The sequence below is a fragment of the Paenibacillus sp. GM1FR genome (genome assembly GCF_002803315.1).
GTDB lineage: Bacteria > Bacillota > Bacilli > Paenibacillales > Paenibacillaceae > Paenibacillus > Paenibacillus amylolyticus.
This window is the reverse complement of record NZ_MKZL01000033.1, coordinates 177,117-200,112: the sequence shown is the minus strand read 5'-3', so window position 1 is coordinate 200,112 and position 22,996 is coordinate 177,117. Positions and strand designations below refer to the sequence as shown.

Below are 22,996 nucleotides of genomic sequence, written 5' to 3'. Positions count from 1 at the left end.
AGATGAAAAATATAAATACAACCGAACTACAGCATACCTGGACTCAAGTCGACGACTACATGAATGATCTGCTGATTCCATCAGATTCCCTACTGGAACATACACTGCAAAGCAATGCCGAAGCTGGACTCCCTGCTCATGACGTAACACCAAATCAAGGAAAGTTACTTCAGCTCCTGCTGCAAATCCAAGGCGCATCCCGTGTACTTGAAATAGGCACATTGGGTGGATACAGTACCATCTGGATGGCAAGAGCGCTGCCTGAACACGGACGCATCGTCTCACTGGAATCGGAATCACACCATGCAGACTTGGCCCGAGCCAATCTCACACGAGCAGGACTGATGCACAAGGTTGACCTGAGAGTTGGTCCTGCCCTAACCACCCTTCCCGATGTTCAGGAAGAATACAGGGAACCGTTTGATATGATCTTCATCGATGCTGACAAACCGAGTAATCCCGATTATCTGAGATGGGCCCTGCGACTGACTCGGACGGGGAGTCTTATTATTGGTGATAATATCGTCAGGGACGGTGAAGTGATCCGCACAGACAGCACAGACCCCAGAGTTCAGGGCGTTCGATCATTCCTGCAGTTGATCGCGGATCACCCTCGACTTGAAGCTACAGCACTGCAAACGGTCGGTAGCAAAGGTTACGATGGATTCGTCATTGCTCGTGTGATTGATGCCCCTGAACCAAAATAAACAGTGGTCAATTCTTCCGCAAATTCCCCTTTCCTGTTAAACTGGAATCACTGCACAGGCAGACTGGGGGGAACCACTTGAGAGTTTTACAACATATTAATGATGAAATTCGCGGCTGGTCCCGCAATATTCAACTGTTTTTCCTGGCTAGCATTCTGTATCAGATCGGAAATGGCATGTTCTCTGTCTTGTACAATCTGTACATTCAGGGTCTGGGCTATAATGATACAATGAACGGCCAGATTGTAAGTATTCAATCACTCGCAACAGCCATTATGTTTGTTCCTATCGGTCTATGCGGTGATCTGTTCAGCCGCAAGCGATTACTCATTACCGGGGCGTTATTCAGCGGAATCTTTCTGATCGGACGCTCCTTCGATTATTCGGCTACAGGACTGATCTGGTTCGCGGTATTCTCTGGCCTTTTCGCTGGGGTGTTCCAAGTACTAGCCATTCCTTATCTGGCGGAAAACGTCAAAAAAAGCCAGCGGCTGAAAATGTTCAGTTATTATTCATCTCTTGTGCTCGCTTCCCAGGTTCTTGGTAGCCTGGGTGGCGGTGTATTCGCAGATTTGTTACATACGGCAGGACTCGCCAAAGTAACCGGATTGCAGACGGTTTTATTTGTCGGTGGTGCAGCAACACTAGCTGCATTTATTCCACTGTTATTTGTAACCGAAGGCAAGGCTGCTCCGCAGACCACAATTCCGGCGCAACCCGTTCTTCAACCCAATGCAGATCTAAAAGAAAGTTCAACAAATACCCCAAGCACGGACGATTCGATCACCAAGAAAAAAGATTCCCGACTGATTGGTCAGTTTATAGTGACTCAGTTGTTAATTGGATTAGGTTCCGGACTGGTTGTACCGTATCTGAATCTGTATTTCACCAATCGATTCTCGGTTTCTCTGAGCGGCATGAGCTTACTGATTGCACTTGGTCAGATTATGACGATTGTATCCATGCTGATTGGTCCTACCTTGGCGGCAAAGGTCGGAAGCGTAAGAGCCGTTGTCATTTTCCAGGTCATGTCGCTACCCTTCCTTCTATTAACAGGCTTCACCAATCTGTTGTTCATCGCTTCGCTCAGTTTCTTATTCAGACAAGCATTGATGAACGCAGCCAATCCCATTCATTCAGCGATACTGGTGGATCGGATCTCGGACAAACGCCGCGGCATTGCCAATTCACTGATGCAGACCTCGTTCATGATTGGATGGGCGACCATGGGACCCGTTCAATCCTATCTGGTCACCACGTACGGAACGTATTGGGGTTACGCGATCACTTTCAGCATCACAGGCTGTCTATATGTTATTTCATCACTGATGTACTTTGTAATGTTCAGAGAACCCAAACCTTCCGCTACGGCTCTCGCAGGATCTTAATGAGTTGAACAGTAGCAGTCTGGTTGTTCCGCAGATAACGCAACGTATCTCATCATCAGGAGTGATCACACATGAACATGAATCCTTCATTAAACCTGAATGCATACCTGAATCTCATACCACCTCATTCAACCGGTAGGCTAAACGGATGGAACTGATGCGCAAGCTTGGTTCCCACGTTGTCTTTCGGTTTTTTCTTAGTCTGGGTGTCTCTGTTCTTGGCGGATTGCTGTTCACAGTCATTCATACACCGATCCCGTGGTTGCTCGGGCCAATGGTATTTATGCTGCTTGGCTCCCAAGTCGCCAAATGGCCGCTCATGTGGCCTGCCTCCATTCGGGACTATGGCATTCTGATTGTTGGTTATTCGATTGGACTCACCTTAACTAAAGAGGCACTGCACGGCATTTTGCAACAACTTCCCATGATGCTTCTGATGACCTTGCTGTTAATCGGATTGTGTGTAATTACGGCCTACATCGCTTCAAAGATAACCGACTTTGACTTCCCCTCCCTCCTGGTTGGCAGTATTCCAGGAGGACTATCCCAGATGGTGTCCCTTGCAGAAGAGATGAAATCCATCAATCTGACGCTAGTTACCTTTTTGCAGGTGACCCGGCTGATCATGATTGTCTTCTGTGTTCCGTTCCTGCTGTTCAGTCCGTGGATTGGAGGTACCGCAGGTGGAGGTTTGGATCATCCGTTCATTGACGTAGCGACGTGGGGTTCCCTTTTCCCGGAGATTCTTGTCTATGCTCCGCTCTGTGTAGCGGGTGCATGGGTTGCACGCAAACTCCGATTTCCGACGGCCTTTATGCTGGGTCCCATGATTGTCATGTGTGTCGTTCAATTAAGTACATCGATGCACACACCCAGTCTGCCAACCTCCCTCTTAAACGTATCGCAATTGATGATTGGCAGTCACGTTGGATTGATGCTCAAGCCAGAACAGTTGCAACGCAAGACACAGACAGTCACGCTAGCGGTGATGAGTAGTGTACTGCTCATTGTTGGTGCGCTTGGATTGAGTTATCTGTTAATGAATGTGTTCTCCCTCTCCGCGGCAACCTCACTACTCAGTATGGCCCCTGGCGGGATGGATCAGATGAGTATCATGGCACATGAAGTGAATGCCGATCTTTCGGTTGTATCCGGGTATCAATTGTTCCGCATCCTGTTTATCTTTTTCATCGTCTCTTCCGTACTGAAGATGATTCTTGTACATATGTTAAAAGAAAAGAAAGCAGATCCCTCACTTCAATGATCATATTTCGCCCCGATCCCATGCCAAAGAGAGTATCCATTTGATGCCACATCCTGCGGATACTCTCTTTATTTGTACAGACTTAACTTCAACATTTGGCTTCATTCAATTTTAAGCATAATGACTACTTATGAATAAATTCGGTTGTACATCCAGCCTACAATGCCCACCGTAACCACTGTTGCCCCAATAATAAATGCATAATAGCCAATCTTACTTTTGGACTCCGAAGTCTGATGGTCATAATAATCGGAGTTACGTCGATAAAACCCCATCCATAACTCTCCGATCATATTCACTACGACCAATACAAAACGTTTAACAAGCCCCATTGTATTCGCGTCTCCTCTCTCTGATCAACCTTCTTCCCTATTAAGTATAATTATCCCAATTCATTAAAACAACCTACTCATATTACCTTTGGTGCAGTTTCTTGCTCCAACCAGGTTAGAATATCAAATGCTTCCTGATCGGTGCTACCACACATCACTTCCTCAGCTTGCAATCCACTGCATACCGCAGGACGATCTTTTTGGCCAAAAATTCCGCAGCGATTATCATCGGTAAGCTGCACACAACGTACACCTGCCGGCTTGCCATGAACCATGCCCGGTATCGGTGATGATATGGAAATCGCGATACAACATGCGGCACAGCCTGTCCTGCATTCCATACATATTCCCTCCTGATTAAAACTTATAGTACTTACAATACGTGTTCAAAAAGACCGGTTTTCAGTACCAAGAAGATGGGATGAAGATAGAACCTCTTAATTATGAACGATTTATCCAAGTCCAGGTTCGTGCCAGTCCCTGAGCCATTCTCCGATTCATACTTCGATTGGAAAAATACCCTCCATGACTTAGCGGGTTCCAACTCATAGCCACGCCGCCAGAGTTCACTTCAATATCTTCTTTGACCGCTTTCTCATAAGCGGGATCAATGGGGCGTAACGGATAACCCAGAATATCATCCCGATCGTAGAAGTTCACCCACTCCCCTTCCAGTCCGGCATAATACAGATTCACATGGGAAGAGGGCACCTGAATTGGGCAACTAAAGTCATGGTAACGTAAACTCCATAAGGGCAGGGTTGTACCAAAGGAGTAAAAATTGGTCAGCGTATCCCCCCGCTCCAGAGCCGAGTTAACATCCACAACCTCAGGAACACGACTGGACGGATATTGCAGATCGTAGAAGAAGTTACTGGCGATTACGGCGCCCAAACTATGGGCAACCACACAGAGCGGAGCTTCCGGTCCATTACGCTGTGCAAGGGTATGCATCGCCTGATTCAACGTTCGATGTACGGCATCGTAGTTATGGCCTTGATTTTCCACCGGTTGATAAGCAACCGCATCAGCCAGGTAGTGGATGACAAATCGGCGCAACGCCTGAAAGTTCAATCCCTGAGAGCTGACGAGCTGTTGAAAAAGTGCCTCTTCCCGCTCCTCAAATACATCCGCCCAATATACAGGTTCGATATCCAGCATCTGTTTGGAGGCTCCAGGCAAGACCATTACCTTGTCCAATTCCTTATACAAACAAGCAATCAGCTTGTCCGCGTACCCATCCTTCCGCATACCCAGCCCATGAATGACCATCACCGCAATACGTGTCATGGCTCTCCTCCTCATCGATCTAGGAACTCTTTCTCCACCATATGAACGCCACGACTCGAACATGCCTGAAGCTTGCTTTGTCAGAAGAACCTTTCCACCCACCATTATTTTAAAAATGTGATTCTTCCATTTTATATACAGTTTACCATGATCGTCATGAAAATAACGATCTCACTAGAGTAAAGGGTTGGATTCAACCCAGCCCCTCCTCATCAAACCGTACGTGAGGTTTTCCCTCGTACGGCTTTTCGATGTTTGTCATTCATCGGCATGCGGATCACAATAACGTTTTTAGTCCATACATATTGGCAATATACTTGAATTCAGCTCCTGTGCTATCTCTTCTTCGCATAGCACCGGGTTAATCGGTTTCAATGCATTATCTTTCAATCCATGCCATTCCCTTTACGCCGGAGGGTTCTTCACTGTTGTCCCAAGTTCTGCACAGCTTCCTCGGCCTTCGTCCATTGTCACAAGACTCGGCTCCCTCTTTTCCCCTTCGTAGGGCCCTTTTGACGACGTGGCAGGATTCACTTGATGTTGCGGCCTTGGTTGTCGCTCGCCCGGGATCTGACCGATTCTTTTGTCGATGCGCTTTTACACACATATCTCGCCATGTGCAAGCGTCCTGGCTACAAAGGTGGCTTGGCCCCTCCTTTGATTGGACTTTCACCAACTAGATAATGCGTGCATCTGAGTACGTACATAATAATTATCACAAAAGGTAAACATAAAGAGAGCCAACTTAAATTACATAATTGGGTCTTTTTTTGTTTAAAATGCTGAAAACGAGGAGATGTATGTATATGTCACAAAAGATAGCAGTCATTGTTATACACGGCTTAGGTAAACAACATGAGGATTTCGCAACAATATTCAGTGATAATCTACACAATACCTTTACTACAGTTAGTGGAATGAAAAATCCTGAGTTATGTATAGAAATTAGACCGGTGTGGTGGGCATCTGTTTTTGCTGAGCGCGAGGAAGAGTTAAAAAGGAAGTTAGTAGGAGCACCATATAATCTCCGATACGAAGAACTTAGAGAATTCATGATTCATTATTTGGCAGATGCTGTTGCATACCAGCCTTTAAGGGACGGTGGAGAACAAAACTACGACGCTGTGCATCATACGATAAGCAAGCAACTGAATCGCATAAGTATCGAAGTTGGGCCGGATACTCCTCTCTGTGTGGTTTCACATAGTTTAGGTAGCGTGATCGCTAGTAATTACTTTTACGATCTGCAAAACGCTAAGGAAAAAACAAAAATAATTGATCCTAGTTCCCCTTTAGAACGAGGAGAAACCTTATCGCTTTTCTATACTTGTGGAACTACCCTCCCTTTATGGAGTCTGCGTTATACTTCCTTTGATCATCCAATCCAAGTACCAAGCAAGGATTTTTTAACCATGCATCCGAATATAGCTGGGGAATGGATCAACTTTTATGATAAAGACGATGTCCTTGGATTTCCATTGAAAAGCATACATCCTGAATACGATAAAATCGTTAAGGAAGACCGTGATGTGAATGTGGGGACTATAATTGACCGATGGACTCCCCTTTGTCACAACGGATATCTCCACAGTAATAAAGTGATAAGACCCATTGCAGAGGGATTACATAAGATCTGGCAGCAGATTAATGGACTTTGAATAAATCCAAGTACATTACCTTTTGAAGGGATCTGTTTCAAACAATCCACCTAAAAAACAACCCCAATCTAATATATAACGATTGGGGTTTGTCTAAACTAAACATCCTCTTTAATTTATCAATCCAAATTAGTAATCATAAGATGTTGGCGTTCCTGCTGGGAATGGATCGGGAGCTGCTTCTAGAACTTGCACAACATCACCAGATTTAATGGGTACTACTTGATCCACAAATTAATAATATAGCTAAAAATAACATAAATCTATTCATAAGCGCTCGCAAAAGTAATTCCTGCAATTTGAACCTGTCCACACTCTGTAAATTCAGGTTGTGTTTCAATCAATCCGTAGACAACATTGGCTGCCCATTGTGATAATTATCTTCATCAACTTGATGTCAGAATTAACCCTCACAATTCTATGTATTCTTCTTTACCAACCTTACGAGTAAACAAATTGACGATGACCATGTATGAGAAGCAATAATTTTTACTTTGTTCTCTCACAGCCGCTATTCATAGGGTAATAATGCAATCTATTGTCTCCTCCCTCCTATATAATTGCTATTATAAAATCAACAAAAACAGAAAAATTTCCTTTTAATTCAAAAAACTTTTCACTAGGGCGTGTCTTCAAACTGCTTAAAATGGTAATAGATAGGTTAATTAATTTAGATGAATACTCGATACGAAATAAAAGAGACACAATGGCAGCGAGTCCAAGATTTGTTTCCACCTGAACGAAAACCACAAGGAGGACGTCCCGCATTGGACAACCGAATCATGTTAAATGCAATGCTTTGGGTTGCTCGTTCAGGCGCCCCATGGCGTGATTTACCCGATCACTTTCCACATTGGAAATCCGTCTACACCCGCTTTCGACGTTGGCAGAAAGCGGGGATTTGGGACGCGGTGCTGGAGCGTGTTTCCTTGGATGCCGATGAGGAAAGCATCATGATTGATGGCACGATTGTGCGTGTTCACCAGCATGGATCGGGCGCAAAAGGGGGCAAGGCAAGCAAGCGATCGGACGTTCCCGTGGTGGACTAAGCACCAAAATTCATGCCGTGGTCGATGCGCTAGGCAATCCACTTCGTTTTGAATTAACGGGTGGTGAAGCTCATGACTCCGTCCAAGGTTATGAGCTTCTTCAAGCGATGAAGCTGACGAAAAAGCAAGTATTGGCCGATCGAGCGTATGATACGAATGCCATTAGGACGCTTTTAGACGAACAAGAAGCGATTTCAGTGATTCCAAGCAAGAAGAATCGCAGAAAGATTCTACCTTATGATCGAGTGGTCTACAGAGAACGTCATTTAGTGGAGTGCTTCTTCAATAAAGTGAAAAACTATCGTCGCTTGGCCACTCGCTACGATAAATTAGCGTGTACGTTCAAGCCTTTTTTGACTCTGGCATCCATTATGGTGTGGCTTGCCTGAGTTTGAAGACACGCCCTAGTTTAAGCCAGTGAGAAGTTTTTTTATTCCACGTCTATGAGAGATCTACGGATAAGAGTGAGAAAATCCCCTCATCTATCAGCCACGGGTTAAAACAATACTACTAGAAATAGAAAGTTAATTTCAAACCCTTGCTAATCCCCTAATACAAATGCAATATCTTCAAAATACCTTTGTAGTGACAAGTTTTTATTTGTAATCACTTTATTAACTAATTCATGAGGCCAACGCTTAAACGCGGGATTACCACCTATGTTATCCACTCTCGGTCCGTTATCTGCATCATTCTTCCATTCGCCACCGAATTGATTGGTAATTATCTCACCATAACAGTAACTAATAAAGTAAATATCTTGCTGGGAAAGATCACTTGTAGTAAGTTGATCCAGTATTCCAACAGCCTCGGAGTTATTAATATCAATTTTGTTTTTTTTCATAAATTCTTGAATAGAACTGTTCCAGCTTTCATCTAAATAATTTGGAGTAGTGGATGGGATCAATTGAGTATTTTTAGTAAACCATGGTAGCGCATATTGCTCTATAATTTCCCGAAGATTATGAAGAATCCTTCTTAATTCTTCTTCATTTTGATATACGTACCATTCGTGTACTTTACGCTCCGCAAACTTAGTACTACTTACGGATTTTGAACCTGTTTGAAAAGTACAGCGAATAGCATTTGGTTCCCAATTGCTTTTATCAATTTCAATATAATCTTTGACATAACTACTAAAATTATTTCGTCAGAGCTAGAGGATAAATTAAAGGAACTTTTATTAAGGTTCATATTCTTCCGCCCTTCCTACAAAATTGGCACTATTGAAATACTTCAAGGGCCTGGGACACCACCCTAACGTTGTTTTTTCTTTTTTAAACTACCGTCTGGATTCAAAGAGTTATTAGGAGAGTGCTCTATAGAAAAAATCTGTTTAAGTATTTCGAGCTATTCCACATTTACACAATGACATTGAGGATAGTTTCAGACTTTGCTTTGAAAAGTAGCTTTTCAGTCTGACAATGCTAGTATGCGATTTTTGTTCGTTCAGAGCAAGGGTTTACCCCAAGCTTCCGCCTCTCGTCAGCCCCATTTTCCTCTGACTAACAGTTGCAACTTACACCTGTAGGAACTTGCACACCATGTTGTCTCTCATGACAGATGCACTAAAAAAAGACCACACAGAGAGATTACTCTTATGCGGTCTGTAGTTTTAATAAATTTACACTTTGATTCCAATTTCCAAGAGCTGAATTTCCGAATTCCAATTTGATGGTTTAGGTGTGTATTTAGAATACCATGGAGTCCCCAACTCAATCCATTGGCGGCGATGTTCTTCATGTGTAGTTCCACTGTCCAAATCATCTACCCCAAATTGAAAACCGCAGCAACTACAAATTTCAAAACTCCCTGCAGACGGATTATTGTCAACATAGGGCGGCTCATCAAGCCCTTGATATCCACAAACTGGGCACGTATACATTTTCCCACCTCAATTTCCCTGATTATTATAGTATCTCAATCCGCCAGAGGGTTTAAAGTACGTTTTAATATATCCATCTCTGGAAATTGATAAAAACTCATTTGTATTTCTATTATAAATCAGTGTTGCTCTATCGCTCAATCGAGTTTTAGTAAGAATATTAGTTCCATCGGCAATAGTGCCAAAAAGGTCTCTCGCTCCTTGTAAATAGGCCGCTTTGGTTATAGGACCAAATTCACGTCTCTCAATTACATGTTTTTGAAAATGTTCATCGAGAAGACTGGTTGATCTAAATTCCAATCTCATTGCTCTTCCAACAGGACCAAGTGCTGCTAAAGCAACATCTATTTTACTTGAAGGAACAAGAAAAGTAGATGTTTTAAAATAAATACCAAATCCTATAGGATCACTCTTCGCCCAGGCTTCAACACCTTGACCTGCTATTTGTTTTACGACAGCTTCTGGAATTGAACTGTCAGAAGACTTCATTATATTTGCTTCAGACACACCCGAAGCTCTTAATTGATTTCTTAATTTATTCGTTTCATTTGACCAATACGTCATACTTTTAGTATTTTTAACCGCTTTAGCTTTTTCCCATTGCAATTTCATTTCATTAATTGTCCAGTTAGCAGTAAGCCCTGTCGACCAATTGCCTGTGGGGTCCCAATTGGTTAACGGATTATTCTCAACATACGAATACAAATTTTGACTAAGGGGCTCATCAATCTCTCCCTCATAACTGTCTTCGTTAATGAAACGTCCCATTGCTGGATCATACCAACGTGCTCGCAGATATTGTAGGTTGGTCGCATCATCCCATAGTTCACCCGCATAACGAAATGGATTGTGGACATTCTCTTCTTTGAAAAGAATATTTCCCCAGATATCATAATCATACTGATTCAGTAGTTTTCCATTCTCATCTCGCAGTTCAACAATATCTCCATGCCCATTGGTTTGAACGTAAGCCTTATTACCATCAGCGTATACAATTGCTTCCAGCCTCGCTCCACGAATATAGGTAGCTTTTAGCTCAGGCTTACCATTTCGTACTTCAGCTTCAGCAATAATCTGTGCGCCATCATCATAATAGTACCGAGTAGTCACACCATTTTCAGTACGCTCAACAAGCAAATTGTTTCCGTTGTACTGGTATCCGACTTTTGTCGTGTCTGTGGTGACTTGACTCAAACGGTTGCGGGTATCGTATTGATACTCACTGTTCACCGCGTTAACTTCTTTGTCCGACTGCATCGTTAGGCGATTGCCTTGTTTATCATAAGTGTACTGCTCGTTATTACCACTTGCCGTTACAATCCGATCCAACTGGTCATAACTAAAATCATCCTGTACACCATGCTGTAGACGCTTCGTAATATTTTTGTTGTTGTCATAGCTGTAGTTGTACAAACCCAAGGATTCTCGGTCTCGCACTTGCTCCAGCCCCACCAGATCAAGACCGTTATACGTTTTGTGATTATTTACACCATTTTGTGATTGAGACGATTTAAATAGACCATTTTGATAATATGTGTACTGCGCATCAGGTGCGTCCTTCACCGTACCGACAGATTTCATTCGGTTCATCTCATCATACGTGTAGTAGACGATATTTCCAAACGGCTCCTTCATCTCCGTGCGATTACCATTCAGATCATAGGTGAACTCGGTTGTAAGTCCATCCGGATAAGTCAAGCGTGTCAATTGCTCCGTTGCCGAATCATATTCATACCCCGTAGTGCCCGTGCGATCCGTCATGCTTATACGTTTACCTACGGCATCGATAGCGAAACTGATTGTTTCATCTGAGCTGATTTTACGGATTAGGTTACCTCGTAGGTCATATTCATATGTGAACTCGTTACCATTACGGTCAACATATTTAGTAAGGTTGCCACCAGGTGCATAATAACTCCTCGTGCTATTTCCTGACTTGTCCTTCGTCTGGATACGGCGATTGAGCTGATCATACGTGTTCTCTTTGATGTTACCCGCTGGATCAATTGTCTTGAGTAGATTACCCGCCATGTCATAGCTGTATTGCGTCTGTTCTCCATTGGCGCCGGTCACTTGGCGAAGCTGGCCCAAGACATCATAACTTAATGCAGTCACGTTCCCATTGCCATCCGTTTTCTCCAGCGGTTGACCGCTGATGTTATCGTATTTATTTTTCTCCAGTATTCGGAGAACCTGATCAAGCTGTGTTTTCTCTTCCGTTTTGATGCCTTTGCCCCACTTGTCGTAAGTAGCAACTTGCATGTAACCTTCGGCATCGGTACTTGTCGCTGTGCGGGCCACATCATCATATTTCATGGATGTGGACGTGCCATCGGCTCCGGTTATCATCACCACACGGCTCCAGTTGTCATACGTATTACGTATGCGATTACCCAGTGCATCATCTGTCCAAGCAGGTCGACCATATGGGTCATATCCGGTACGCTGAGATGCCACATAACTGTTCCCTGAGAAATAACCGCTCTCGATGGCCTGACCAAGTGAATTCCATTTGTTCAATCGCTGTTGACCCAGCTCATCCGTAACTCTGATCGTATTGTTAATATCATCGTAATCCGCACGGAGCTTAGTTTCATCCGTTTGCGTCACCTCAATGGTACGACCAATCGCATCCACACGATACTTGGTTGTACGCTGCTCCGCATCCGTGGATGAGATTAAATCACCGGTAGTCATATCATATTCTGACGATGTACTTACTGGTGTTATTTTGCCATCCACATCGGTCACCATCATGCTTAGACGAGTGGGAAATGCCTTTTGATAACGGCTATCATATTCCAGTGTAGCATTTCGTTCCTGTTTGCCATCCGAGATTCGTTGAGTTAACAAGTTGCCATAGGTATCATAGGTGTAGTCAGCCTGTGTTAACAGTTCACCACTGGCATTGTCTGTACGATTTACGATTTGCTTGATATTACCGACATTATCCCGTGTAAGTGCCGTATATTTCTTGTTGGTCGCATCCACCATATCGGTTACGCTCGTTAACCAGTGTCTTGTATCATCATACGTACTGGTAGTAGTGCGTCCTGTTGCATCCGTTACTGAAGTGATATTACCGTAGTCATCCAACTGTAAGATGGTTGTTAAGACGTCTTTAGCCTGGTTATCCGTTAAGGTAGTTACCGTTGGTGTTGGTGCAGCATAACTACGTCCTTTGACGGTTTTACCATAGGTATTCGTTGTTGTTTGTGTCTTACCCTCTGCACTAACAATGCTTCCGTCCAGATAGAACTGGGCTGGTGTGTCATTGTTAATAAAATCTTTACGGTAGTTGTATTGTGTGTTGGTTAATCCATTACTCACAGAGACAGCAAAGGTTGTGTCCTTTGAAAAGGTTGTTCCTATATCTGAAGTGTAGCTGTACGTCTGACGGTTGAAATCCTCTGTTGATCCATTTTCATACGTAATCTGATCTTTACGAGAAAGCACACGATAAGCATCATTAAACGAATCTTCACCAATGTAACGCTTAACCGTCCCGTTCTCATATTCATAGAACGTTTTGGCACCCGTGTTGTGTTGCACAGATGTAAGCAAGGCATACGGATTAAGCGCCGCACGTTCAGGGCTAAATCCAGGCAGGTTAAACTTGGCATCCGCCAGTTTGTAAGAATACGTCGTTTTTCGTCCTAGCGGATCAATGACAGAATCAAGCAATTCTATACCATTTTTCGTCTGTTTGTTGTATGTGACTGTACGATTTCCCTGTACTATTGTTACAGATGAAGACGTATAACTGATACGAATCGTATTACCTATAGTGTCCTTCACTTGGGTTAACAATTTGCTGTTATACGCCGAGTTATTTTCATAGAGAAATTGAACATCATTTTTCTGCCCATCGGAGATCTGGAGTAGACGTCCATCCGCTGAAAAATATTGCTTGGTTATTCCATCTGAAGAAGTCACGACGAGAGATGAGGTTTCTCCATTTACCGTTGCCGAGGTATCCGGTTTCACTGCAATACCTTCCCAGTCGTACCCTTTAAGCGTATTACCTGCAATTTCGTAGCGGCCACCATCTGCCATGTTCATATACGACTTGCCATTCTCTGTTTCAATGTATGGTAGTTTCCAAGACCATCCTTTGCCTAGTGGTGCTCGTTTGTCCGCAGCGGCAGGAACCGTTTTGTTATAGTATGTGACATCAAAGTTACTACCCACTTGATAAGCTCGTATCTCAGCAGATGGACTAGAAGCAAGATAATAGTTGTAACTACTATCCATTGAAGTAGAGATCCCTATTCCAGCATTACTATTTACGTTATTTTTCAAATCGTTAACTGCTGACCAATCAGGTGTACCATCGGTGTATAGCGTGATCGATTCAGCCGGACCTTCTGTTACTTCCTGCTCTACCCACGGCTGCTCTCGCACGGAATAAGCATAACGATACTGATATGGAGCCTTACCTGCAATCCAAGAGTCATAACGTTGTTGAGAGTATTGCCCAGGCTTAACGACACTTCCGACATAAGATTGAGAATATACTCGGGTGTCTGATTCTGGAACGGATACAGACCCGTTATAACGTGCTTCCCATGTTTTAGTACACACATAGTTCGCTACCGATTTATCTGGTGATGGACAAGCTTTCGTAGCCGTTACCGAGGAACGGGTAAGCGTAATTGTTTTGCCCTCGACGGTCGCTGTTTTCGTATCTGGACATGGGCTACCTGAACCTGTCTGAGTCCAGACACCTTTGGAGTCATATTTTCCTGGAATGGAGTTCGTGCAAGTCTGCGTTGGAGCAGTAATTGTACGTGCAGGTTGATATTGGCCAGAAATGACCTGAGCACTGCCTGATTTGTTCAGAGTACCGCTAAATCCACCCTGATTGTAACTTATACTCGAAGGTAGACTACTCAGACTTCCACTACGGGTTTGTTGCTCGGTACGGCTTTCCGATGGATTCCAAAATGCGATTTGAGTACTTGCCGCTTTCCGAGCATCGGCTTCGGTCGTATATGTACCTTGCAGGATAGTCGGCGTTTCCACTACAATCGTGTCATTATCTTTGAGACCATCGCCATTGTAGTCTTCCTGAACCCACTTGTTAAGTTTATATTTAACATGATATTTGGTAATGATTTTTTTCTTCACTGCCTGGTAGGTGAGAAAATAATTGTAGACCGGATACTCATATGTATTCGTTCCCACGGCCGGATCATAAAACTGGGCTGAATTCGAGTTATATTGCCTTTCCAATGAAAAAGACATCCCTGCACGTCCAGGCAAAGACGCATCGACATGCTCCAACATAAGGCCACCACTCATCGTTGAAATGGTTTCTCCGTTTTCACCCACGGTATAAGGAGCCTCGTTAAACGACTTTTTACTATAGACTGGTGCTTTTTCAGCAATATGTTTCCCTGGATCTGGGACACTCGTTTGTCCTGCAAGTGGTTTTACATCTGATTTTGATTTTTGCTTCGATTGTGATGATGACTCGGATTGCTTTTTATTTGTAATTGAAGCATCATTGTTCTCCTTAACCTGTCCCTTTTCAGGCACAGATTTTGAAGATTTTTCTGAGATATTCTTCGATTCTGATTTCGGTTCCATCGACATAGGAGATGTGCTTACTGCACCTCCTTGTGATGATGGTGTTTCCTTGGTCTCAGCAGCCGGCTTTCCTTCAAGGGTAGAAGTGTTCTCGCTTGAAGAAGGTGCTGTCGATTCTTGACCTACATCCTGATTCGTTTGAGGTGCGGTGTCATCATCAGTTGTAGTTTCTGTCGGTGGTGCTGTTTCTTCAGTTCCTTCAGACTCATTTTCACCTTCCGATTGATCATCTGGATCAACCTGTTCTTTTTCCTCATCCTCAGCGTTTTTGTCTTCCTCTTCTTTCGGTTCGTTTTCTTTCTCAAGGTCTGTATCTGGCGGGGCAGTCAGTTCCTCTTCAACTGCGAACGTTTCATACCGCTGCATAATACTGGATTGGTCGGCTTCCACACCCGTGAGTGGCGTTTCTTCAGCTAGAGCTGAATCCGTATAAACATCACTCGTGACCGAAGCCGATTCATTAACTTCCTGTGGACGTACGGCTTGCAAGGCTTCGTCGAATCCAATCTGTTCGTCTCTAGCTTTATATAAAGCACTAATGACTTCATTCAAGGTATAACCCTGATCCAGATAGTCCTGGATAAAGCCTTCTGTTTTGTCAAATTGCTCTGCAATCAGAGAAATAGACTCCAACGGAGAAGGATTTGGGCCTGTAGAAACTTCTTGTTCATTTTGCTCTTCAGCATATGTAATCGCTGGTATCCAGTTTCCAAAAAGTCCTGAAAATACGGACACGATAAGCAGAATGGATATATATTTTTTTGTAATAGATTGCTTCAACTTGTTCTCCCCGATCAGATAGTGTGAGTTTCAAACTGCTACTATACTATTTTTAATATGCTGTGGTTCCTAAAAATTTGTAATCGTTTTTTTGATCAAATTACCGTTGGCATCATACGTGTATGCTATCTTTTTCCCAGAGGGCGTTAGGATGCTATTCAAGCGACCAGAGGAATCATAATTATATGTGTATTGTTTGAATGCTGTTTTCTTTATCAAATTACTTGGCTCAGACTCGTCTCCTTCACTATTTTTTGAACGTACTAGGAATGTGTATGTCTTCTGTGGATCAAGAAAATTGACCACCTGGCTGGTCTCATTTGTAGTTGAAACTAAAACGTTGTCCTGATAAATGTTGAAACCTTTTGTTCCCCCATTCAGCTCATCTAGTGCCTTCCATGATAATTTTATCGAAGTTTGATTAAGTATTTCTAACTTCAAATCTTTAGGTACTTCTAGAGAACTATTTCCAGATGAGTTACTAACAGAAAAACTTAAAATATTTTTGACATCAGATTCATCAATAATTCCGTCGTTGTTCATATCAGCTAGAATAATCTGCTCCGGTGTAAAAGTTATTTTTCCTTTTAAGTACTTAGTAACCATTAAAGCGTCATTAGCAGTTACCGCTCCGTTTCCATCAACATCACCTTTTAATTCCCTCTTATATTTGGTCACTTGATTACTCAGATCAGACTCGCTCCCTTCACTATATTTTGAACGTACTGTGAATGTATAGTTCTTCTGAGGATCAAGAAAATTGATTATATAATTCGTTCCATTAGTAGCTCCAATTAGAACATTATCCTGATAAATATTAACTCCAACAACATCTCCATTAACTTCTTTTATATTATCCCATGATACGATCACCGAAGTATGACTGAGTATCTCCAATTTTAAATTCTTTGGCACTTCTGGCGTTTTTTTTTCAGTTTGGGTTCCAACGTGAATGCTCAGAATACTTACGACATCAGCATTATCAATAATTCCGTCGTTGTTCATATCAGCTAGAATAATCTGCTCCGGTGTAAGAGTTATTTTTCCTTTTAAGTACTTAGTAACCATTAAAGCGTCATTAGCAGTTACCGCTCCGTTTCCATCAACATCACCTTTTAGAACAGCCAATTCTGCTGAATGAACTTCATCTAAAAGCAAAGAAAATGAAAACAAAAAAATAATACATGTTAGGAAAACCCTCCTGCTAAACTTTAAAATTAATAATTCTCTTCCCTCATCCATATCACATTTTCCCCTCTGTAATGATAAATTGAATATTTTTACATATTTTAATTTTAGCCTTCTCTTTCCTACTCCTCTCTACTTTGCCTTTATTGATTAATATATAGCTATCTTATTATCAATTATTTTATATAGATTAGAAATAGGCATTTTTTGTTTTATTTTGTCTTATATTGTCGAAAAAAAACCTATTTTACATATAGGAAATAATAAATATTATGTAATAATCCTTTTCTTGTAGTATGTAAATGATGTAATATATATACACATATTAAATGGAACTATACAATTTTATATAAGAACTGATGATTTTCACTTTGATCTCAAACATAGATTAATAAACACTGTGTAATAACGCAGACCCACATACCTTTTCTTTTATAAAATTCAACCCCTTTTTTAACGAAAAAAACCTTACTAGCTAAGTCAGTAAGGTTACCTCTACCAATATTAAAACCACTGAAATTCTTACTGAAGATAAAAATATATACATAAATACCTATATATTATTCAAAATTTGTTCCAGATAATTCCATCTGTAAGGGGGATTGCTTCATATCCTCCGTCATTAAACTAAGCCTTTTTCGATTAACGCCTTACTAGTCGCACCTTTCTGGCAAGCTGTCCGTACAGCGTATCTACAGAATAACGGTCAATTAATAATGATTCAGTCCATGCTCCAAAATGATCCTCAGACCGTCATGCTGAATCGCATAGTCCACTACTTGAAATAGACTACCAACATGAACCTTTTTCAACACATTACGTTTCGCTGGATCCCAATTACGAAAAGCTGCATCCATATCAAATCCGTTGCCGGGGCTGGAACTTCTTCCAAACTTAAATAAACTTGTTTAAGCTTGACCCACTGAAATCCATGTCCTGGTTAGAGGCTGAAGCAATGAACTGCCAGATGAATTGTTCATCCAAATACCGATTACGATCAGCTTTAGTAAAGCCATCCTCTCAAAGAACAAATGCTGCGCAAGTTCCTAAAACGGTTTCCCTTATTGCAGGACTTAATTTCAATCTAGTTTTCTCTGTAGATGTTAATGACAGACTGATTGACACTATAGAACATCTCTTCCACTTCTTCAAGTGTACATTCACTAAGCTCGGTCACCGTGAAGTTGTACGTAAGGAATTCAAATTGCACATCATAAGTGTCATGTCGTCTACAGGCAATCGACTCACCACTAAAATCCACTGTTCCATTACTCAACTTGTAATGGTAACGAAGAAAACAGACTCCTAACGCTGTCTGCCATCAATAACCCAGATATACCCGTCTCCGTTATTCCAAACTAGAACATTTGGGATGTAACGATCCCTAATAACAGAATCAACCATGTACGAACGTCGATCATTCTTCCATACGCTGTTCCGTTGGAATGGCAAATCAAATCGAATAAGGTCACGCATATTTAAAAGGCTTTTTGTTGTTCTCTGAACACTTAATAACAGGACGCAGCGTGCATGTCCTGATATTTGGTCAAATATCAAAAGCTTGCTGTATAGATTGATCCTCAAATGACCAAGCTCGAACAATTCGATCAGTAAATCCATCTACTCCATGAATGGACTCTTTGCCCAATAATAAGGATAAGACAGAAAATCCTTTTTGTTCCTTCAAACTGCTCCATGCTTTTAAAAAATCATTATTTACATGGGCTTCCCCATCAGTAACAAAAATGATATCTGCTTGGTTAAATCGACTTTGTTTAATGACTTCGCTTGCTTTATTTAAGGGTTGTACAAAATTCGTACCTCCATCAAGAAAAACAGTTGCAAGCTGAATCATATCTGGAACTTCAATTTTCCCTCGTTCATAGATGATGGCATCAGAAGCATGTGAGGAAAACGGTATCCATGCAAAATCCCTTCTCTGTTTCCGGGCAATGCTCATGAGAGCCAAAGCAAATCCCTTGGAGATCGTATCCTGGCCCTTCATACTACCAGATTGATCGAGACACAGGATAATGGGCCCTTTACCGAGATGTTCTTTTCCCTTGGTGTCATACTGAAGTGCCTGTCCTTCCGCATATCGGCGTAAAAAATCCATTTTGCTAATGGGGCTGGCGTAACTGCCTAGCTCCATCGGCAGCAGTTGCTCAATGTCACTTCCTTGCCGAATTCCATTCCTATCAATCGCGTCCTTGTGTTTATATCGCTGTTTGCGACTGGCAATGACCTTCATTCGTCCTGTCCATTTTGCGATTTCCTTCAAATTCTTATTATGACTCAATTTTTCAGCAAGAAATAATTGCTCTTTTAAAGGAACCTTCTTCAGCTCACTGTCACTACTTCCAGCCTGTATTCCACCTAACATGAAGTTCACATTTTCTTTAGTCTCTATCGCTTCATCTGAAGCCTGAGCAAGTATTTGTGATAATTGAGAACCGTTCTGATTAAGTGCTGCGGATAAAGCTTCTGTAGCTTGCTCTTTCACCCATCCAAGAACGTTTTCATTGTATTTCGTTGTGCCAATGGCTGCTGCCAGATCATCCAAGCGAGTAAACTCACGAAAATCCAGATATCCTTGATCAGTCATGTTCTATTTCACTTCCACTCCAACCATGTCAGCTTGCAAAATCAAATCGTTTTGTTTGGCGCTATAAATTTGCGCCCATCCTTCGTCATAACTGTTAAGCTCCAGCTTGGCCTCGTTATAACCTTCAATCAATACTCTTTTCAACTCTTCAATCATGTGTAATTTTGGCAATTTAAATAACCTCACTGACATTCAGTGAGGGTGCTACTCGAACGGATCAAGATCATCTTCATGTCCATGCGTTGATTCATCCTGAGAGGAACTGCCTTCTGGCTTCGTTCCTTCCACATGTGGATATAGGAGGGAACGCGGGAGTTTGGTCAGCCAAGCCCGTAGGAACAAACTTCAGTTTGGAAGAAAGCTTGTCTTCCGACCCAGGCTGCTCTGGATTTAACATCGGCTGATCTAAAATTTTAGGCTTGTGTTTAAAATCAAATTTAAACGCCCACAACTTTTTTCTTACCTCCCATTCTCGGCGCTCTTTCCAATCACGGGGAACAAATGAGCCCTTACCATTCTTCTGCGGCAACGGTGTTCCATCATCCAGTAGCCTTGCTACGTAATGAAATTTGGGTAAGCCATCCATCATCTGTGTGTAAAAAATTCGATCTTCCTCTTTTTCCGTATCTCTAGATTTTCAGGCAGCAGATATTTGTTAATAAAATCTGCTGTTTAAATGTGCTTGGCCTGCTGATAATCTGCTTTTTACCAAACTCCCTGCTAAATCCGAGCGCATCTTGATAAGCAAGGCCACCAAAAGCAATTTTGTTTCGGCAGCTTGTTAAGATGGACTGCTTCATGGCTTTAGCATTGATTTTCCCCGCTTCAACCTCCAGTTGGCCTGGGGACTGTAGCAATTATTCCGGCTGTCCGATATTCTGCTGCAATGGATAAGAACAACTCCACATCTGGATGAATGTATCTGGAGTATTCATCCACAATCTTAATATGTGGTACGCGCGTGCGCTCCGTTCCTAGTCTCCGAAACGTTCCGCTTTGCAAGTACATGACAACAAACTGTCCAAAGGCATCACTCGCTTTACGTAGTTTACCCATCGCTCTATTTACTGCCAACATGCGCTTTTACACACAGATCTCGCCATATGCAGCGTCCTGGCTACAAAGGTAGCTTGGCCCCTCCTTTGATTGGCTTTCACCAACTAGATAATGTGTGCCTCTGGGCACGCTAAAAAAAAAGGAGCTGCACATCATGCAGCCCCTTCATGTTGTTGTATTCAATTAACCTTTCAGATGAACCTTCAACACACCATTTTGATTAGATGTAACATCACCTGTCGTGACTTCCACCCGTTCAACCATATCTTGACCATCTGGAATGATAATCGGTGTAATCAGCGGGTATCCCGCATCTTCAATTAACTTACGATCAAACTCCAACAGCTTTTGTCCAGCTTTTACATGTTCGCCAGCTTCCACATGCATGTTGAAGCCTTCACCTTTGAGGGATACCGTATTAATCCCGACATGGATCAGAACTTGTAATCCACTCGCGTGTTCAAGAATCACTGCATGTTTACTTTTGATCACATGAGCCACCTGAGCATCGAACGGAGCAACAACGACGTTGCCGGAAGGTTCAATCGCTACACCTTCACCCATCTGTTTCTCGGCAAAAGCCGGATCAGGTACTTGCTCCAGTGACACGGCCTGGCCTGTTAAAGGCGCCATGATTTCCAGTGTATTCACTGCCTCGTCCCCTACTTGAGCTGCACTACGTGTGCGCTGGCTTGGATCTGTTTTTGCAGTTGAAGAGGTAACACCCGAAGCAGACTGCGACGTAGCCGCTTTAGGCTCATTAACGGTTTCATTGCTTGCACTACGATCTTCTTTTCTCAGTTTGGCTCTACCAAAAAGGACGGTCAGTACAAATGGTACAACCAGGACAATCGCCATGCCGATGAAAAAGACGCCCCATTTGTCAGGGAAAATCGACAGGAATCCCGGTACGCCACCTACACCGATGGAGGTTGCCTGAACATTATTCATCGTCAGCAGCACACCACCAATCGCGGAACCGATCATACCAAAGATAAACGGATAACGGTAACGGATGTTAACACCAAAGATCGCCGGCTCAGTTACCCCGAGGAAGGCCGATACCGAGGACGTTGCCGCAAGTCCTCTCATTTTCTTTTCACGCAGGACAAGCATCATCGCAAGTGCCGCCGAACCTTGTGCGATATTGGACAATGCCAGCATCGGCCACAGGAACGTACCGCCTTGACTACCAATGAGCTGAACATCGACCGCGAGGAACGTGTGATGCATACCGGTGATAACGAGCAAAGCGTACAGACCACCGTAGATCAGACCACCCAGCGCCGCGTATGAATCGTATACATAGATCAAGCCAGATGTAATTGCATTTGCAATAGCAAATGTAACCGGTCCAATAATTGTAAATGCCAGGAATCCGGTAATCAGCAACGTAACTGGTGCAACGACCAGCAGTTTGATCGAATCATGTACCCTTTTATTCAGGAAAATTTCCATCTTCGCAAGCAGATAGGCCGATACCAGTACTGGCAGAACCTGCCCTTGATAACCGATCTTCTCAATCTCCCAACCGAACAGATTCCATGTTGGCACCGTGCCATTATTCACAGCATCAGCGTAACCATATGCACTCAGCAGATCGGGATGTACCAGAATGAGACCCAGCACGATCCCGAGCAGCGGACTGCCGCCGAACCTTTTTACAGCTGCCCAACCAATTAGAGCCGGCAGGAACGTGAAGGCTGTACTTGCGATTGTATTAATAATGGACGCAAGATCCTTCCAGGCTGGATAAACATCCACCAGTGATTTTCCATCAAAGAAAATGCCTGGGCCTGTCAGAATATTGTTAATCCCGAGCAAAAGACCTGCCGTAATGATTGCAGGCAAGATCGGAATGAAAATATCCGAGAGTGTTTTGATCGCTCGCTGGATTGGATTTTGCTTTTTACCAGCAACCGCCTTCACATCATCCTTGGAAGAACGATCTCCCCCGGTAATCTGAATCATCTCATCATAGACTTTATCCACCAGACCAGGCCCAATAACGACCTGAAATTGTCCTTGGGAAGAGAACTGTCCTTTGACCAGATCATTCTGATCCAGACTTTCAGTATCCACTTTACTCTCATCGTACAAGGCAAACCGGAGTCGTGTAACACAGTGTGTAGCAGCTTCAATATTCTCTTTGCCACCGACAGCCCGGACGATCTCCTCAACCTGTTTTTTATCGATTGCCAT

20 protein-coding genes are annotated in these 22,996 nt (G+C 42.8%); 5 read left to right on the top strand and 15 right to left on the bottom strand.

Annotated elements, in window-relative coordinates; all coding sequences use genetic code 11:
* Positions 1-2 precede the first annotated feature (2 nt).
* The 3 genes from PAEAM_RS21055 to PAEAM_RS21045 all read left to right on the top strand — a co-directional run bounded on the left by PAEAM_RS21055 (position 3) and on the right by PAEAM_RS21045 (position 3,359).
* Entirely contained in the window at positions 3-707 is a 705-nt protein-coding gene (locus PAEAM_RS21055) for an O-methyltransferase (protein WP_100528994.1), read from the top strand.
* Between the two features lie 77 nt (positions 708-784).
* A complete protein-coding gene (locus PAEAM_RS21050; RefSeq protein WP_100528845.1) occupies positions 785-2,095 on the top strand; it encodes an MFS transporter in 1,311 nt (436 codons plus the stop codon).
* Positions 2,096-2,243: 148 nt separating this feature from the next.
* A complete protein-coding gene (locus PAEAM_RS21045) occupies positions 2,244-3,359 on the top strand; it encodes an AbrB family transcriptional regulator (RefSeq protein ID WP_243391423.1) in 1,116 nt (371 codons plus the stop codon).
* Positions 3,360-3,487: 128 nt separating this feature from the next.
* On the opposite strand, the gene PAEAM_RS21040 is transcribed toward PAEAM_RS21045, so the two are convergent.
* The 3 genes from PAEAM_RS21040 to PAEAM_RS21030 form a co-directional block, all read right to left on the bottom strand.
* Positions 3,488-3,691, bottom strand: coding sequence for a hypothetical protein (locus tag PAEAM_RS21040; protein WP_017688872.1), 204 nt, complete (start codon positions 3,689-3,691; stop codon positions 3,488-3,490).
* A gap of 77 nt (positions 3,692-3,768) precedes the next feature.
* Positions 3,769-4,032, bottom strand: a complete 264-nt coding sequence (locus PAEAM_RS21035; RefSeq protein WP_100528844.1) for a YkgJ family cysteine cluster protein — start codon at positions 4,030-4,032, stop codon at positions 3,769-3,771.
* A 100-nt stretch (positions 4,033-4,132) separates the two neighbouring features.
* Positions 4,133-4,981, bottom strand: coding sequence for a chemotaxis protein (locus PAEAM_RS21030; RefSeq protein WP_100528843.1), 849 nt, complete (start codon positions 4,979-4,981; stop codon positions 4,133-4,135).
* An 806-nt stretch (positions 4,982-5,787) separates the two neighbouring features.
* Between PAEAM_RS21030 and PAEAM_RS21025 the strand changes: the two genes are divergently transcribed.
* Both PAEAM_RS21025 and PAEAM_RS21020 read left to right on the top strand, forming a co-directional pair.
* On the top strand, positions 5,788-6,639 hold the full coding sequence (locus PAEAM_RS21025; RefSeq protein ID WP_100528842.1) for a chemotaxis protein: 852 nt from the start codon (positions 5,788-5,790) through the stop codon (positions 6,637-6,639).
* 674 nt (positions 6,640-7,313) lie between these two features.
* A protein-coding gene (locus tag PAEAM_RS21020; RefSeq protein ID WP_100528841.1) for an IS5 family transposase occupies positions 7,314-8,077 on the top strand; the annotation gives its coding sequence in 2 pieces (ribosomal slippage) (positions 7,314-7,655 and positions 7,658-8,077; 762 coding nt in all).
* A 152-nt stretch (positions 8,078-8,229) separates the two neighbouring features.
* Here PAEAM_RS21020 and PAEAM_RS21015 read toward each other — a convergent pair.
* From PAEAM_RS21015 to treP, 12 genes are all read right to left on the bottom strand, one after another.
* The gene (locus PAEAM_RS21015) at positions 8,230-8,532 is read right to left on the bottom strand and encodes a hypothetical protein (protein WP_100528840.1); all 303 of its coding nucleotides are present in this window, start codon (positions 8,530-8,532) and stop codon (positions 8,230-8,232) included.
* Positions 8,533-9,582: 1,050 nt separating this feature from the next.
* On the bottom strand, positions 9,583-15,945 hold the full coding sequence (locus PAEAM_RS21005; RefSeq protein WP_100528838.1) for an RHS repeat-associated core domain-containing protein: 6,363 nt from the start codon (positions 15,943-15,945) through the stop codon (positions 9,583-9,585).
* 69 nt (positions 15,946-16,014) lie between these two features.
* On the bottom strand, positions 16,015-17,187 hold the full coding sequence (locus PAEAM_RS21000) for a dockerin type I domain-containing protein (RefSeq protein ID WP_100528837.1): 1,173 nt from the start codon (positions 17,185-17,187) through the stop codon (positions 16,015-16,017).
* Positions 17,188-17,843: 656 nt separating this feature from the next.
* Complete coding sequence (locus tag PAEAM_RS31905) at positions 17,844-17,990, bottom strand: hypothetical protein (protein ID WP_165790001.1); 147 nt, start codon at positions 17,988-17,990, stop codon at positions 17,844-17,846.
* Between the two features lie 227 nt (positions 17,991-18,217).
* On the bottom strand, positions 18,218-18,343 hold the full coding sequence (locus tag PAEAM_RS32550; RefSeq protein ID WP_279303099.1) for a hypothetical protein: 126 nt from the start codon (positions 18,341-18,343) through the stop codon (positions 18,218-18,220).
* 95 nt (positions 18,344-18,438) lie between these two features.
* Positions 18,439-18,609, bottom strand: a complete 171-nt coding sequence (locus PAEAM_RS32750; RefSeq protein WP_165790000.1) for a DUF262 domain-containing protein — start codon at positions 18,607-18,609, stop codon at positions 18,439-18,441.
* A 70-nt stretch (positions 18,610-18,679) separates the two neighbouring features.
* Complete coding sequence (locus PAEAM_RS31620; RefSeq protein WP_165789999.1) at positions 18,680-19,696, bottom strand: VWA domain-containing protein; 1,017 nt, start codon at positions 19,694-19,696, stop codon at positions 18,680-18,682.
* A gap of 45 nt (positions 19,697-19,741) precedes the next feature.
* Positions 19,742-19,930: a hypothetical protein gene (locus PAEAM_RS20980; protein ID WP_207765588.1), complete on the bottom strand. Its 189-nt coding sequence runs from the start codon at positions 19,928-19,930 to the stop codon at positions 19,742-19,744.
* Positions 19,931-19,985: 55 nt separating this feature from the next.
* Positions 19,986-20,327, bottom strand: coding sequence for a hypothetical protein (locus tag PAEAM_RS31895; protein ID WP_100528835.1), 342 nt, complete (start codon positions 20,325-20,327; stop codon positions 19,986-19,988).
* Between the two features lie 40 nt (positions 20,328-20,367).
* On the bottom strand, positions 20,368-20,538 hold the full coding sequence (locus PAEAM_RS31890) for a hypothetical protein (RefSeq protein WP_165789998.1): 171 nt from the start codon (positions 20,536-20,538) through the stop codon (positions 20,368-20,370).
* A gap of 25 nt (positions 20,539-20,563) precedes the next feature.
* A complete protein-coding gene (locus PAEAM_RS20970; RefSeq protein WP_133120469.1) occupies positions 20,564-20,794 on the bottom strand; it encodes a hypothetical protein in 231 nt (76 codons plus the stop codon).
* 183 nt (positions 20,795-20,977) lie between these two features.
* Positions 20,978-22,996: a PTS system trehalose-specific EIIBC component gene (treP, locus tag PAEAM_RS20965; protein ID WP_100528833.1), complete on the bottom strand. Its 2,019-nt coding sequence runs from the start codon at positions 22,994-22,996 to the stop codon at positions 20,978-20,980.